Raw genomic sequence first — 13,802 nt, forward strand, 5'->3', positions numbered from 1 at the left:
TATTCCTGATCATTCCCCACCCAGCTCGTCCCGACGCGAGCATCAAAGGCCCAGGTCGCGGCCGATGAGCTCCTTCATGATCTCGTTCGAGCCCGCCCAGATCCGGTTCACGCGGGCGTCCTTCCACGCCCGTGCCACCCGGTACTCGTTCATGTAGCCGTAACCGCCATAGAGCTGGACGCAATGATCGAGGACGTCGTTCTGGACGTCCGAGGCCCAGTATTTGGCCTTGGCCGCGTCGACCGCTGAAAGTTCGCCGGCAGTGTGGGCCATGATGGCGTCGTCGAGGAAGGCCTGCGTCACCTCGACCTTGGTCACCAGTTCGGCGAGCAAGAATTTGTTGTGCTGGAATGCGCCGATGGACTGGCCGAAGGCCTGGCGCTCTCGGGCGTAGAGGATGGTCTCGTCCAGGATCTGGCGGGCGTGTGCCAATCCGTAGACGGCGGCCCCGAGACGCTCTTGCGGCAGATTCCTCATCATCTGCATGAAGCCGGTGTCCACCTCGCCGATGATGTTCTCCGAGGGGACTCGCACGTCGCGGAAGAACAGCTCAGAGGTGTCGGACTCCGGTTGACCGACCTTGTCCAGCTTCCGTCCGCGCTCGAAGCCCTCCGTGCCGGATTCCACGCCGAACAGGGTGATGCCCTTGGCCTTCTTCTCCGGACTGGTCCGAGCGGCGACCACCACGAGATCGGCGGAATAGCCGTTGGTGATGAAGGTCTTGGACCCGTTGATCACCCAGTCGTCTCCGTCCCGGACGGCCGTGGTCTTCAGGCTGGCCAGATCGGATCCGCCGGACGGTTCGGTCATGGCGATGGCGGTAATCGTGGATCCCTCCGCCACTCCGGGCAACCACCGAGCCTGCTGCTCCTCGGTGCCGAGTTCCACGATGTACGGCGGGACGATGTCGGCATCAATGCCCACGCAGGAGGCCACGGCGAAGCTGGCCTTGGCCAGTTCCTCGAACACGACCGCATTGAAGCGGTAGTCGCGCGGATAGCCGCCACCGTGCTCTTCGGGGACCTCGAGCCCCAGTAGCCCCTGCTCCCCCGCCTGGGTCCAGAACTGGCGCGGCAGGCCCTTCGCCTCACTCCAGGATTCGATGTTCGGGGTGACGTTGCGCTGGACGAACTCCGCCACGGCGTCGCGGAAGTCTTCGTGGTCGGTCTCAAAGATGCGACGGCGCATGGTGCGGTCCTTCCCAGAGAATGACAGCCACCGTGGTGGAGGCTGGTCTCTGAAAACACTACTCGTCAGTAGCCTGGGAATCGAGAGCCGGATCACACGCCCCGCTGCCGACGGCTCCGCCCGACTGCCGACGACGGCGCCCTCGACTACGGCGCCGTCGACGGTTCCGTGGTCGGAGCTGGATCCGAGCCGTCGTCCGAACCCGACCCTGCATCAGACTCTGCTTCCGACCCTGCATCCTGCTCCGCGTCCTCCGCATTGGCGTTCGGGTCGTCCAGGGTGCCGTCGGCGGCGTCACCGGGTCGCGAGGGATCGTGGCCCGGCTCGGAGCCGTCTCCGCCCATCTGGTAACGGTCGCGCGACTCGGGATTCTCGAACGGCGAGTCCTGAGGCTTGCGGAACTCCTGGGCCGGATACTGGTCCGACAGGCCGCCCATGTAATCGAACCACTGGGGCGCAGCCAGAGTGCTTCCCCAGAAGTCCTCGTGCTTCTGTCCATTGATCGGCTCGCCCGCCAAGGACCTCAAGTCCGTGAACCGACCGACCCAACTGGCCGTGGCCAACCCGGAGGTGTAGCCGATGTACCACGTGGAGGACTGCGAGTTGTTCGTGCCGGTCTTGCCGCCCATCGGCACCTGCTCGGTCACGTCCGGCTGCCCCGTCTCCTCAGCATTGCGGGTGGCGATGTTGGTCAGCGTCTCGTTGAGCTGGGCGACCACCTCGGGATCGATCGCTTCCTCACACTCGGGGGCGCCGACGTCGTAGGTCTTGCCGCTGGCGTCCTTCACGGACAACAAAGCGCGGGGACGGCAGTACTGACCGTCATTGGCGAACGCCGCATACGCGGCGGCCTGGGTCATCGGCGCGAACTCCTCGGCGCCGAGAATGAAGGACGGGTTGGCCGGGTTCAGCGGCTTGCCGTCATCGGCGCGGTGCACGCCGAGTCGGGAGGCGACGTCGGTGATGTCGCAGAGGTCGAGTTCCTCGGCCATGTTGACCATGACCGTGTTGATGGACCAATAGAGGCCGAAGTCAGCCGTCATCTCGCGCTTCATATCGCCGATGACGTTGTTCACTTCCCAGTCCTCCGGAATGGAGATCGATCCGCCGGGCTGACACGAGGCCTTGAATTTGGAGCCCTGCGGCCACGAGTCCTGCGAGGCGTCGACCATGTCATACATCGAGTGGCCGTTCTCCAACCATGCCGCGGCGACGTAGGGCTTCAGGGAGGAACCGCCCTGGAAGCCGTTGCCGCCGCCCTGAGCCGCGTCCACGTTGAGGTTCAACACCGTGTTTCCGGTGCCTTCTCCCCCTTCGGGCGAGTAATGGGTGTTCTGGGCCATCGCCTTGACGTTGCCGGTACCCGGCTCCACGGTCACCAGCGTGGAACCGGCGCCGGAGGAATCCCCGACCGGCACCGTCTTCTCCACGGAGTCCTGTGCCTTCTTCTGGAGACTGGTGTCCAGCGTGGTCTTGATCTCCAGTCCGCCCCGGTTGAGCAACTCTTCGCGGGACTCGACGTCCGGACCGAACGCCTCGTTTGCGAGCACTTCCTTCTTGACGTAGTCGCAGAAGTAGGGTGCCTGGGACGCAGCGATGCAGCCGGTCGACTGGCGGTTGATGTTCAGGTCCAACCCGCTGGAGGTGGCCTGCTCGTGTTCCTGCTCGCTGATCTTGCCCTGCTGCAGCATGGAGTCCAGGACCACGTTGCGGCGCGCGACGGCTTCCTCGGGGTGCGTTTCGGGGTTGTAGCCGTTGGGCGACTTCACGAGGCCGGCCAGCGTCGCGGACTGGGCGAGATCCAGCTCCGCCGCCGGAACACCCCAGTAGTACTGAGCGGCCGCCTCCACGCCGTAGTTCCGACCTCCGAAGAGCACGATGTTGAGGTAGCCCTCGAGGATCTCCTCCTTGGAAAGGTCCTGTTCCACCGATACGGCCAGCTTCATCTCCTTGAGTTTGTCCGCGTAGGTCTTGGTCCCGGAGATGGTGAGCCGCTCCTCGCCGCGGAGCATGTCCGCGTTGACGAGCATGTTGTTGACGTACTGCTGAGTGATGGTCGAGGCACCCTGCTGAGTCCCCGAGGAGACATTGGAGACCAGCGCACGTCCGACGCCCTGTGGATCCACTCCCCCGTGTTCGTAGAACCGCTCGTCCTCGATGGCGACGATGGCATCCTTCATGGACGAACTGACCTGATCCAGCGTCACCGGCTGACGGTTCTCGGCGTAGAACCGCGCCAATTCCGTCCCATCTTCTGCCAGCACGCGGGACGGCACGCTGACCGGCTCCTCGCGCAACTCTGCCGGGAACTCCTCGATCAGGTCGGATCCGGTGGCGGCGGTGGCGCCACCGGTCACCGCCAGGGGCAGGAACAGCCCCGCCACGAGGAGGCCACACAGCACACTGATCCCCAGGAACGCCATGATCTTGCCCGCCGTGGTGGAGGTCGCCTTCTGGACAAAGCTCATTCCGATCACGATGGCAGCACTTTCTGAACGAACCCTCCATGGAAGGTCAAAAACCTCTGGCCGAGATCAGTCCTGCTCCAGCGGCGGCTCAGCGGATTCTGCCGTGGCTCAGCGTCGGCTCAGCGGTGCCGGCGGCAACGAGCTTGATAGAGATCCCCGCCACCCACATGGTCTCTGCTGGACGCGAGCGCATTCCCGACGCCGGCGCTCGTCCGCCGATGGAACGGCGCGTCAGCGCCGCACACGGCGCAGACGGCCAACAGCTTGGTCACCGACTCGGCACAGGCCATGAGACTCGGCACGGGTTCGAAGGGTTGATCGTCGAAGGTCAGGCAGAGCCCGGAGACCACCACCGTGACGCCCCGGTCAGCCAGGTCCACGACCACCGGCACCACGTCTTCGCCGAAGAACTGCGCCTCGTCGACGGCCACCAGATCGACGGCTGTGGTCTCGAGGGTGACGTCACTCCTGGCAGTCGCTGGCGCTGGCTCCGACTCCGGTTGACCGGTCACCAGACGCTGAAGGTCGGCTGCCCCGGCGACGGCGTGCGCGGGAATCCGGCCTCCGGCATGCGAGGACACCGCACCGACTCCGCGACGGTCGTCGAGGGCGTGATGAACCACCACCACCTGCTGTCCGGCAATGGTCGCCCGACGGACCCGACGCATGAGTTCCTCGGATTTTCCGGCGAACATCGGGCCGGTGATGACCTCGATGCCCCCACGCCGGTGATCACTGTCCATGGCCCCATGATGGCACTCCACGGGTTCCTCCACAGGTCACCGCTGTCGCGACCGTGTCCACTGATCGCAGATCTCCGGGACCAGTCCGAGCTGTAGCAGACCAGAGTGGACTCATGACCGACATCACCACCCTGACCGACACGACCACCAGGATTCACGAGACAGTCCCTCCCGACGAGGACGAGCAACCGGATACGCCAGGGGATCCACCACGACGCCATGGTCAACCATGGAACGAGGACGATTTCGCCGGCATTGTCCGCGCGGCCCGAGACGGCTGCAATCTGGAACACATTGCCCGGAGGATCGGGCGTTCCGAGAACAGCCTGCGCCCACAGCTCCGGCGAATACTCCCCGTGGAGGAACGGCACCTTCCGCCGGACCTCGTCCCCGCACGACTTCGTCAGTTGGATCAGGACGGAAACTACGACTGGCTGACAGCCCTGTCACAGAAGCCCCGATCGCCATGGGAGATTCGCCGGGAGGTTGAGGAGGCGGCCGACGCCAGGGGCCTGGGCGCACTGACCGACCATGACCTGGTCGATCTGGCCGTGGCGTGCGCGCTCAGTCAGGCTCCTCTCTCCTGGGAACTCCGGGATCGGCTCGCGCGGCATCTTCTGGAACGTGACGTGAGCAAGAGCTTCTTCGACCACATCGCCACCAGGGCTGAGCGCGCCGCCGAAGACTTCCTTCGTGGTGGATGGCCCTCTGGCTACTCGACGTACTGGCCGGGACAGGATTCCTGGTCAGGACAAGAGCACTGGACAGGACAGGAGCACTGGTCTGGAGAGATCGTCTACGACGACCGCCGCGATGGCGGTGGTCGATACCCTGAGGACTGGTATACGGGTGAGTTCCGGGATCCTTCGTGACCGCTGGATCCTGCCGGGACCGTGCCAGGATCGCGCCAACTACCGGACCACTTCGCGCCGGCTCCCGTCCACGCGACGGGTCCATCCGCGGGCGTCGAGATGCTCCAACAGGGGAATCATCACGCGCCTCGTGGTGCCCAGCGCCTGCCGGGCCTGACTGGCGGTGAATGGCTGCTCCAGCCGGGCCAGCGAACGCATGGCCAGCGCGGGGGCGGTGGGCAGCAGGACCACTGCCCCGTCGAGCCGGATCAGACGTCCGGTCCGTTCGGCTGCCGCCAGTTCCCTCGGGCCCAGGTTCAGCTCTGTCAGATCGTCGCCTTCCGGGGCGGCGAACGGATTCTCGGCCAGTCGCGCCTCCAGGGTGGCGATCGCGCGCTCCGCCGGGCCGAGGCCCGCATCAGCACCGGGCCATGAGAGGTAACCGCCCTCCTGCCGCAGTCCCGCCTCCGCCACCACGACATCCAGCAGCCCCGTTTCCAGCAGCCCCTTTTCCAGCTGCGCCGAATCCACCTGTGCCGAATCCAGGTCTTGAGCGGCCAGCACATCGGCTGCCGCGCCACGAGTGAGTCCGGCCGCCAGCGGATCGCGTTCGGACAGCCCTCGCGCCGCAGCTCTGAGCCGTTCGCACCATGCCGCCAACACGGGCTCGTGGACCCACCAGCCGGCGAGGGACCGAACACCCTCGGGCACGCGATCAGTCGCAGGTCCAGACCCCTCATCGGCCGCGGCCCCGCTGTCAGCCTCGGCGCCGACCAGTCCGAGTGTGCGCAGGAACTTTTCCCGCACCGCGCCGCGGCGCACCACCTCGAGGCGGGCGTCACCGCCGTCGGGCACGGTGTTGAGGTAGGCGGCGTGCCGGGTGCCGTCCCCGCGCCGAGTCAGCGGGGGTGGATCGACGTCGAGCACGTGGACGCCACCGAACACCGTCCGGCTTCCGGGATCACGCAGGACGAGTCGGTCGCCCGGAATCAACGGCAGCCGGCGTTCGAGGGTGAGCCGGGCATGGCCACCGTCGAAGGGCCGCACGCGGACGCCAACGGTCGCCGTTCCGACATGGACCAGCAATGAACTCGGGGCCTCGCTGAGTTCGGTACCGGTGGAGCGGCGGACATCCACGACGTCGGTCAGCGGCCAGGCGTCCGGCGTCACCAGCACCTCCCCGCGGTGAACGTCGTCGGCCGAGACCCCGCGGAGGTTGACGGCCACGCGTTGGGTCGGCCCGGTGGATTGCTGCGGCTCATTCCTGCTGTGGAGCGCGCGCACTGTGACCGTTTGCCGAGTGTTCTGCCCGAGCAGCTCCAGCCGGTCGTCCGCCGTCAGGGTGCCGGCGGTGAGGGTGCCCGTGGCGACGGTCCCGGCACCCTTGACGGTGAACGAACGGTCGATCCAGAAGCGGATGCGACCAGTGGCCGGAGGTTCAGGCACGGCACGCAGGGTCTCGTCCAGCTGCCGGCGGAGTGCGTCCAGTCCGGTGCCCTCGCGAGCGGACACGACGACGGCGGGCGCCTCGGACAGCCCGGTGCCGGCGAGTTCGGCACGGGTCTGGGCCAGCACGGCGTCCACCCGGTCCGGGGCGCGATCGGCCTTGGTCAGGACGATGATCCCGTGCCGGATGCCCAGGGCGGCGATGGCGTCTCGGTGATCACCGGATTGGGCCTGCCACCCTTCATCCACGGCGACGACGAAGCACACCGCAGGAGCCGGACCGAGACCGGCGAGCATGTTGCCGAGGAAGCGTTCGTGGCCGGGGACGTCCACGAAGGCGACCTCGCGCCCCGAAGGCAGCTGGGTCCAGGCAAAACCGAGGTCGATGGTCAGTCCGCGGCGCTTCTCCTCGGCCCAGCGGTCGGGTTCCATGCCGGTCAGTGCGCGGATCAGCGTGGATTTGCCGTGGTCCACGTGCCCGGCAGTGGCCATGACATGCACGTCAGCGCTCCTGGGCCGCACGGACGGCCTCGGCCAGCCGGCCGTCGTCGTTCTCGGGGACGCAGCGCAGATCCAGCAGGCACGCGCCCTCGTGCACTCGCGGCAGCACGGCGGGAGTCCCGGTGCGCAGGTGCGGCGCCAGCTCCTCCGGCAGGCGGACGGCCCAGCCGGGCAACGGCACGCCGGGTGCTCCCCCGCCGCCCACGCGTCCATCGTGCGGGACGACGGGGGCTCCGAGCGTCGCGCCGAGCCGTTCGGCCCGTTCGCGCAGACGGCCGGCGTCGGCGTGCAGAGACTGGGCCACGGGTGCAGGGCCCCCCGTGAGAGTCGCCTCCAGGGCCGCAAGGGTCAGCTTGTCCGCCCGCACGGCCCGGGCCATCGGGTGCCTCGCGAGCCGCCGGATCGTCTCGGTGCGGCCCAGCAGAAGGCCCGCCTGAGGCCCGCCGAGCAGTTTGTCACCGCTGGCGATCACGACGTCGGCGCCGTCCCGCAGCGCGCTGGTCAGATCGGGCTCCTCGGGCAGCGCCGGGTCCGGGGCGAGAAGCCCGCTGCCGACATCCACGATGAGCGGGAGGCCGTGGCGATCGGCGAGGACGCGCAGTTGGCTGATGGAGACGGCGGACGTGAAACCGCCGATACGGAAGTTGCTGGGGTGGACCTTCAGCAGGGCGGCAGTGTCCGGGCCGACGGCATCGGCGTAGTCCTCTGGATGAGTCCGATTGGTGGTGCCGACCTCACGGAGCCGGGTGCCCGTGGAGGCGATGAGGTCCGGTAGGCGGAACCCGGCGCCGATCTCGACCAGCTCCCCGCGGCTGACGATGATCTCGCCCGTGTCGGCCAGTGCCGTGGTGGCGAGCATCAGCGCCGCCGCCCCGTTGTTGACCACCAGGGCTTCCTCAGCGGCCGGACACGCCGCCAGCAGAGCTTCACGGGTGCCGGCGCCGCGCTTCGAGCGCTGGCCCGTGGTGAGATCCATCTCGACATCGACGTAACCCGCCGAGGAGATCAGGGCCTCCACGGCGGCCGGTGACAGCGGTGCGCGGCCGAGGTTCGTATGGACGACGACGCCGGTGGCATTGAGGACCGGGCGCAGGCTCGTGGTGGTCCGGTTAGAGAGCGCCTCGACGAGCACGGGCACCACATCCTCCGGGGCGATCTCCCCCGAGCGAGCGCGGGACTGCGTCCGAGAGATCAGGGAACGGACGACCTGTTCGCTGAGGCGTCGACGGGCCTGTTCCACCTCGGTCAGGGACAGCAGGTCGTCGGTGCGCGGGATCCGGCGCCGGGGGTCGCCCTGCTGGTCGCTCACAGGTTCTCCTCGTGTCCGGCTGCTGGTGTGCGGCGGGGAGCCGCGGGTGTCCAGTAATGGACGTGCGCTGGCGGAAGCGGACGGGAATCGAACCCGCCAGGCCGAGATGCTCGGCCTCACCGGTTTTGAAGACCGGGGAGCCCACCAGGACTCAGACGCCTCCGTCCCCGAACTTACCAGCACGACGGCGGCCGACCGAGACAAGGACGGACGAGGACAGACAAGGACCGAGACAAGGACGGAGCAGCGCTGGACCGCCGATAGGCTTCCCGTATGGAGACTGCAGGAACCCCCACTGAATTCCGGCTGACCGGCTACGCCCACGGTGGCGGCTGCGCGTGCAAGATCCCGCCCGGCGAGCTGGAAGAGGCAGTCCGGGGCCTGGGTGGGCAGACGAACCCTGAGGTGCTCGTCGGCTTGGACGACGGCGACGACGCGGCGGCCGTGCGGATCCAGGACGGGCTGGCCGTCCTCTCCACGGCAGACTTCTTCACCCCCGTGGTGGACGATGCCTACGACTGGGGGCGCATCGCGGCGGCCAACGCCATGTCCGACATCTACGCGATGGGCGGCACACCGGTGGTCGCGATCAATCTCGTGGGCTGGCCCCGCGGCATTCTGCCCCTGGAGGTGCTGACCGAGGTGCTCCGGGGCGGACTCGACGTCGCGCAATTGGCCGGAACACCCGTCATCGGTGGCCACACCATCGACAACCCCGAACCGACCTACGGGATGGCCGTGACCGGCACCGCCCACCCGGACCGATTGCTGCGCAACGACGCCGCCCAGGCCGGGCTGCCCTTGACGCTGACCAAGCCGATCGGCGTCGGGCTGCTGAACAACCGCCACAAGCAGACCGGGGAGGTCTCCGAGGCCGCCGTCGAGACGATGACGGCCCTGAACCGGGATGCCGCGGCCGCCGCACTGGCCGCCGGGATCACGGCCGCCACCGACGTGACGGGCTTCGGGCTGTTGGGCCACCTGCACAAGATGGCCCGGGCCTCCGGCGTCGGTGCCGTCCTCGACCGCTCGGCCGTGCCGCTGGTGGACGGTGCCGCCGAGGCCCTGCGCGACGGCTACATCTCCGGCGGCACTCGGCGGAACCTGGACTGGGTCCGTCCGCACCTGACAGCGGCCGCGTCGATCACCGAAGACGACCTGCTCCTGCTCGCCGACGCGCAGACCTCGGGAGGCCTGCTGGTGGTCGGGGAGGTCCCGGGTTACCCGGTCATCGGCGAGACGGTCGTCGGCTCGGGACTCACCGTCTGCTGAGCGAGTCGGTCATCTCCTCCAGCTCGAGTCCCTTGGTCTCCCGGACGAACCGCCAGACGAAGATCAGGGACAGCGCGGCCATGGCGGCGTACAGGCCGTAGACGAAGCTCAGCCCGATCCCGGAGAGCCACGGGAACGTGGTGGAGACGGTGAAGTTCGCGGCCCACTGAGCGGCAGCGGCCACGGCGAGCGCGCCGGCGCGAATGCGGTTGGGGAACATCTCCCCCAGCAGGACCCACACCAGCGGTCCCCACGTGGCACCGAAGAACACCACGAAGGCGTTGGCCGCGAGCAGGGCCACCGTGGCCCAGGGCTGGCCGAGTTCGGCCGAGACCGTTCCATCGGCGCCTTCGACCGCGGTGGCGAAGGAGAAGGACACCGCCATCAGCGCCAGTGACACCGCCATACCGGTGGAGCCGACCAACAACATCGGCCGCCGGCCCACCCGGTCCACGAGCAGGATGGCCACGATGGTCACCACGATGTTCGTCACCGAGGTGATCACCGAGACCGTGAGGGCGTCCGATTCCTCGAAACCGACGGAACGCCACAGCGTGGTGGAGTAGTAGAAGATGACGTTGATGCCCACGAACTGCTGGAACACCGAGAGGGCGATGCCGATCCAGACGATCGGTTTGAGGCCCATCAGCGGACCGAGCAGGTCGCGCAAGGAGCTGCGGTGTTCGGAGTCGAGGGTGTCGCGGATCTCCTGGATCTTGAGGTTGACCCTCTCCACGCCGGTGAAGTCGTACAGGACCTGGGCTGCGCGATCCACGTCTCCGCGCGCCACCAGGAAGCGCGGCGACTCGGGCAGCCGGAAGGCGAACAGACCGTAGAGGACCGCGGGCAGGGCCTCGGCCAGGAACATCCAGCGCCAGGACTCCAGGCCCAGCCAGAATGTTTCGGCAGCGCCGCCGGCCACGTTGGCGAAGAGGGCATCCGAGAGCAGGGCGACGAAGATGCCGGAGACGATGGCCAGCTGCTGAAGGGATCCGAGGCGACCCCGGACGCCGGCCGGGCTGACCTCGGCGATGTAGGCGGGGGCGATCACGGACGCGGCGCCGACGCCGAGGCCGCCGACCACGCGCCAGAGGATGAGGTCCCAGACCCCGATGGCCAGTCCCGAACCGAGCGCGGAGACTAAGAAGAGGACCGCGGCCACGAGCATGACCGGCACCCGCCCAAACCGGTTGGCGAGAGGCCCGGCGAACCAGGCTCCCACGGCGCAGCCGATCAGCGCCGAGGAAACCGCGAAACCGGTCAGCCCCGGACCGAGATTGAACTCCTCGGACAAGGCGTCGACGGCCCCGTTGATGACCGAGGTGTCGAAACCGAACAGGAAGCCGCCCAGGGCGGCGGCGATGCATATGCCGATGACGCGGGCATTAAGCCGGCTGATCGGATCTTTCGGGGCCATACGGTTCCTCGCAGGAGACGACAATGATGCCCATACCCTACGGTTTCGCGCACGGAATTCTCGGCACCTCGCCCAGCGGGATCGGCCCGTTCATCGTGACAGGCACCCAGCGGGAGCCTATCGGATCACCGCACAGTGGTGATCGAATCGTCCGTGATGCCCGCGGCACGACGCGCGGCCAGTCGGTTTCGCTGCGGCTCCACCGTGTACTTCGGGTCCTTCGCCGAGTCCTTGCCGGCATAGAACACACCGAAGCGAGTGAAGGCCGAGGCCGTGACCAGAGCGGCGCCCGAAAGAGCGGCCAGCCACCGGTGCCGCCCACCGAACAGCGCCCCCACGCCTCCGGCGATCGCCAGGCGTTCGCTCCACTTCATCAGGGTGCCGGGACGGCCGATGGTCAGCGGCTCGACGGCCACCGGGTCCATCTGGTGCTCCATCACCCGGGTCGCCACCACGTCCCCGACCACCCCGGCCGCCGCGAGGGCCCGGGCGGGCGCGGTCTGGCTGGCCGGCGTCGTGATCATGGCCAGTCCGCTGGCCGCGAGGCTAGCGGAACTGACGAAGACGAACGGCAAGTGGTCTTTGGCGTGGTTCCACGTGGGCAGCGCCGTGTCCGAGAGCAGCACCGCCGTGTATCCGGCCAACGGAGCGCCCAAAAGGGCGGCCACCACGCCGGCGGGAGTCTCCACGGCGCGCAACAGGCCGCGCAACGGCCCCAGCGGAAGCCTCTCCCCCAACAGCCGGTCCACGTCTGCCGCGGCCGCCACTCCGGCGCCGGTGCTGAAGCCGGCGAGGATCCAGGAGCCCAGACTCATCGGCGAGGACGGCTTGATGGTGCGCATCATGTTGAGGAACCGCTCGGGGCGCCCCAGGTCTGCAATCAGGGCCACGGCGCCGACTCCCGCGGTGCCGAGCGCGGCCAGGCGGGTGTTGCGACGCAGCACGTCACGGCCGGTCAGCTGGGCGCCGAGGGCCAACAGGGACGACCCTCCGGCGATGCCACCGCACACCAGATAGGTGGCGACGCGCTCATCCCACGGCGGTGCTTTGATGATCGGGCGGCCGTAGTAACTGTCCGAGCTGTCCGAGCTGTCCGAGGCTGTGAAACTCGGCTCGGGCACCATGGCCATCTCCCGCGCACCGTCACTGGTGGCCGGGGCGAGGCCGCTGCGCCTCTTGCGGTCCCGCTGCCCCGGCTGGTCCGGTGAAACGGCAGCCCGACGGCGGCGCCGCTTGGGTTCCTCGGGCGGGCGGTAGGCGTCGAATTCTGACGTCGTCACCGCAGCCCTCCGCTGGAGCCGGCGCTCATCGAACCGGCTCTGCTCGAACCGGCGCTGAGGAAGGCGAGGCCGGCGGCGGCCACCATGCCCGCCATGGCCATCCCGGCCCGCTTGTACATCCGTGGCAGGTCGGCCGTGGGAACCCTGGGGTCCGGCGGCAGGCCGTAGACCTCGGGCTCATCCAAGAGCAGGAAGACGGAACCGGTGCCCCCGACGCCGTCCTTCGGGTTGGCCCCGTACAGCCGGGCCTCGGTGCGGCCCTGCGCGTGAAGCTGAGCCACCCGTTCCTGAGCGGTGACGCGCATGTCCTCGCGTTCGCCGTACTTGATGGACGTGGTGGGGCAGGCCTGCGCACACGCCGGGGTCTGTCCGTCGACCATGCGGTCGTAGCACAGGGTGCACTTCTGAGCCACGCCGGCATTGTGGTTCTTCGGGGCCTTCTCCTTCTTCTCGGGCTTGCCCGGCTTCGGCGGCTTCTGAGGCGCCTGCCCGGGTCCCGGCTGAGCGTGCGCACCCGGTGCCGGCGCCCGGTCGGTTTTGGGCTGGGCGATGCCGTCACTGCGGCGCTCGATCACGCCGAAGGGGCAGCCGGCCACACAGGTCCCGCAGCCGTTGCAGACATCGTCCTGGACGACCACCGTGCCGTGCTCAGTGCGGAACAGCGCCCCCGTGGGGCAGACGTCCAAACAGCCGGCATTGGTGCAGTGCTTGCACACGTCCGAGGACATCAGCCAGCGGAATTCCGGCGTGTCCGGCGGCGTGGTGTCCACGGCTGAGGAGTCCACCGGCCCGCCGAGGGAGGACAGCACATCCAGGCCCCCGAGGTCCGGAGCGGGCGCCAAATCGGCCGAAGGACCGGCAGAAGTGGAAGAAGCGGAAGAAGCGGGAGAACCAGAGGGAGCGGAACGAACAGTGGGCATGCCCAGGCTCACCAGGGCACGGCCGGACTCACGGGCCTGTTCGGTGCGTTCGCGGTCCTGTTCGATGAAGGCCACGTGGCGCCAGGTGTCAGCGCCCAGGCCCTCCGAGTTGTCGAAGGAGGAATTGGACAGCTCGTAGTCCGAGTCCACCGGGTTCTGGTTCCACTCCTTGCACGCCACCTCGCAGGCTTTGCAGCCGATGCAGATGGACGTGTCGGTGAAGAAGCCCTTGCGCGGTTGAGGGTGCTCGTAACGGGCGTCCGCCGTGGGGTTTCCGTCCACCGCGGCGTCATACGGTGCGGTCAAGTGCGCCATCTAGTCCTCCCTCGTCGATTCGGTGCTCGGGTGGTCTGGAGACTCGGCCTGCACTCCAGTGTGCGCCCCGGTGTGCTTTCCGGCACGGCGCC

Annotated in this window: 10 protein-coding genes and 1 tRNA gene; 2 read left to right on the forward strand and 9 right to left on the reverse strand. The window is 68.2% G+C overall.

Annotation, left to right across the window (positions count from 1 at the left end):
- Nucleotides 1–42 precede the first annotated feature (42 nt).
- The 3 genes from ACFQQD_RS00290 to ACFQQD_RS00300 all read right to left on the reverse strand — a co-directional run bounded on the left by ACFQQD_RS00290 (nucleotide 43) and on the right by ACFQQD_RS00300 (nucleotide 4,399).
- Entirely contained in the window at nucleotides 43–1,188 is a 1,146-nt protein-coding gene (locus ACFQQD_RS00290; RefSeq protein WP_378085012.1) for an acyl-CoA dehydrogenase family protein, read from the reverse strand.
- 146 nt (nucleotides 1,189–1,334) lie between these two features.
- Nucleotides 1,335–3,656 (reverse strand): transglycosylase domain-containing protein, encoded by a 2,322-nt coding sequence (locus ACFQQD_RS00295; protein WP_378085014.1) that lies wholly within the window; start codon nucleotides 3,654–3,656, stop codon nucleotides 1,335–1,337.
- A 119-nt stretch (nucleotides 3,657–3,775) separates the two neighbouring features.
- A complete protein-coding gene (locus ACFQQD_RS00300; RefSeq protein ID WP_378085016.1) occupies nucleotides 3,776–4,399 on the reverse strand; it encodes a thymidine kinase in 624 nt (207 codons plus the stop codon).
- Nucleotides 4,400–4,512: 113 nt separating this feature from the next.
- On the opposite strand from ACFQQD_RS00300, the gene ACFQQD_RS00305 reads away from it, so the two are divergent.
- Complete coding sequence (locus ACFQQD_RS00305; RefSeq protein ID WP_378085018.1) at nucleotides 4,513–5,271, forward strand: hypothetical protein; 759 nt, start codon at nucleotides 4,513–4,515, stop codon at nucleotides 5,269–5,271.
- Between the two features lie 39 nt (nucleotides 5,272–5,310).
- On the opposite strand, the gene selB is transcribed toward ACFQQD_RS00305, so the two are convergent.
- The 3 genes from selB to ACFQQD_RS00320 form a co-directional block, all read right to left on the reverse strand.
- On the reverse strand, nucleotides 5,311–7,197 hold the full coding sequence (gene selB, locus ACFQQD_RS00310) for a selenocysteine-specific translation elongation factor (protein WP_378085021.1): 1,887 nt from the start codon (nucleotides 7,195–7,197) through the stop codon (nucleotides 5,311–5,313).
- A 1-nt stretch (nucleotide 7,198) separates the two neighbouring features.
- Nucleotides 7,199–8,506: an L-seryl-tRNA(Sec) selenium transferase gene (gene selA, locus ACFQQD_RS00315; RefSeq protein ID WP_378085023.1), complete on the reverse strand. Its 1,308-nt coding sequence runs from the start codon at nucleotides 8,504–8,506 to the stop codon at nucleotides 7,199–7,201.
- A 68-nt stretch (nucleotides 8,507–8,574) separates the two neighbouring features.
- Nucleotides 8,575–8,669, reverse strand: a tRNA-Sec gene (locus tag ACFQQD_RS00320).
- 110 nt (nucleotides 8,670–8,779) lie between these two features.
- Between ACFQQD_RS00320 and selD the strand changes: the two genes are divergently transcribed.
- Nucleotides 8,780–9,778, forward strand: coding sequence for a selenide, water dikinase SelD (gene selD / locus ACFQQD_RS00325; RefSeq protein ID WP_378085025.1), 999 nt, complete (start codon nucleotides 8,780–8,782; stop codon nucleotides 9,776–9,778).
- Here selD and ACFQQD_RS00330 read toward each other — a convergent pair.
- The 3 genes from ACFQQD_RS00330 to ACFQQD_RS00340 form a co-directional block, all read right to left on the reverse strand.
- Nucleotides 9,765–11,195 carry a sugar porter family MFS transporter gene (locus tag ACFQQD_RS00330; protein ID WP_378085027.1) on the reverse strand — a complete coding sequence of 477 codons (1,431 nt, stop codon included), beginning with the start codon at nucleotides 11,193–11,195 and terminating at the stop codon, nucleotides 9,765–9,767. The two genes, selD and ACFQQD_RS00330, sit on opposite strands and share 14 nt — an antisense overlap.
- A 125-nt stretch (nucleotides 11,196–11,320) precedes the next feature.
- Nucleotides 11,321–12,475 (reverse strand): NrfD/PsrC family molybdoenzyme membrane anchor subunit, encoded by a 1,155-nt coding sequence (gene nrfD, locus ACFQQD_RS00335; protein WP_378085029.1) that lies wholly within the window; start codon nucleotides 12,473–12,475, stop codon nucleotides 11,321–11,323.
- Entirely contained in the window at nucleotides 12,472–13,710 is a 1,239-nt protein-coding gene (locus ACFQQD_RS00340) for a 4Fe-4S dicluster domain-containing protein (RefSeq protein ID WP_378085031.1), read from the reverse strand. Before ACFQQD_RS00340 ends, nrfD begins: the two co-directional genes overlap by 4 nt.
- Nucleotides 13,711–13,802 lie beyond the last annotated feature (92 nt).

It is taken from the genome of Citricoccus sp. GCM10030269 (genome assembly GCF_042665635.1).
GTDB lineage: Bacteria > Actinomycetota > Actinomycetes > Actinomycetales > Micrococcaceae > Citricoccus.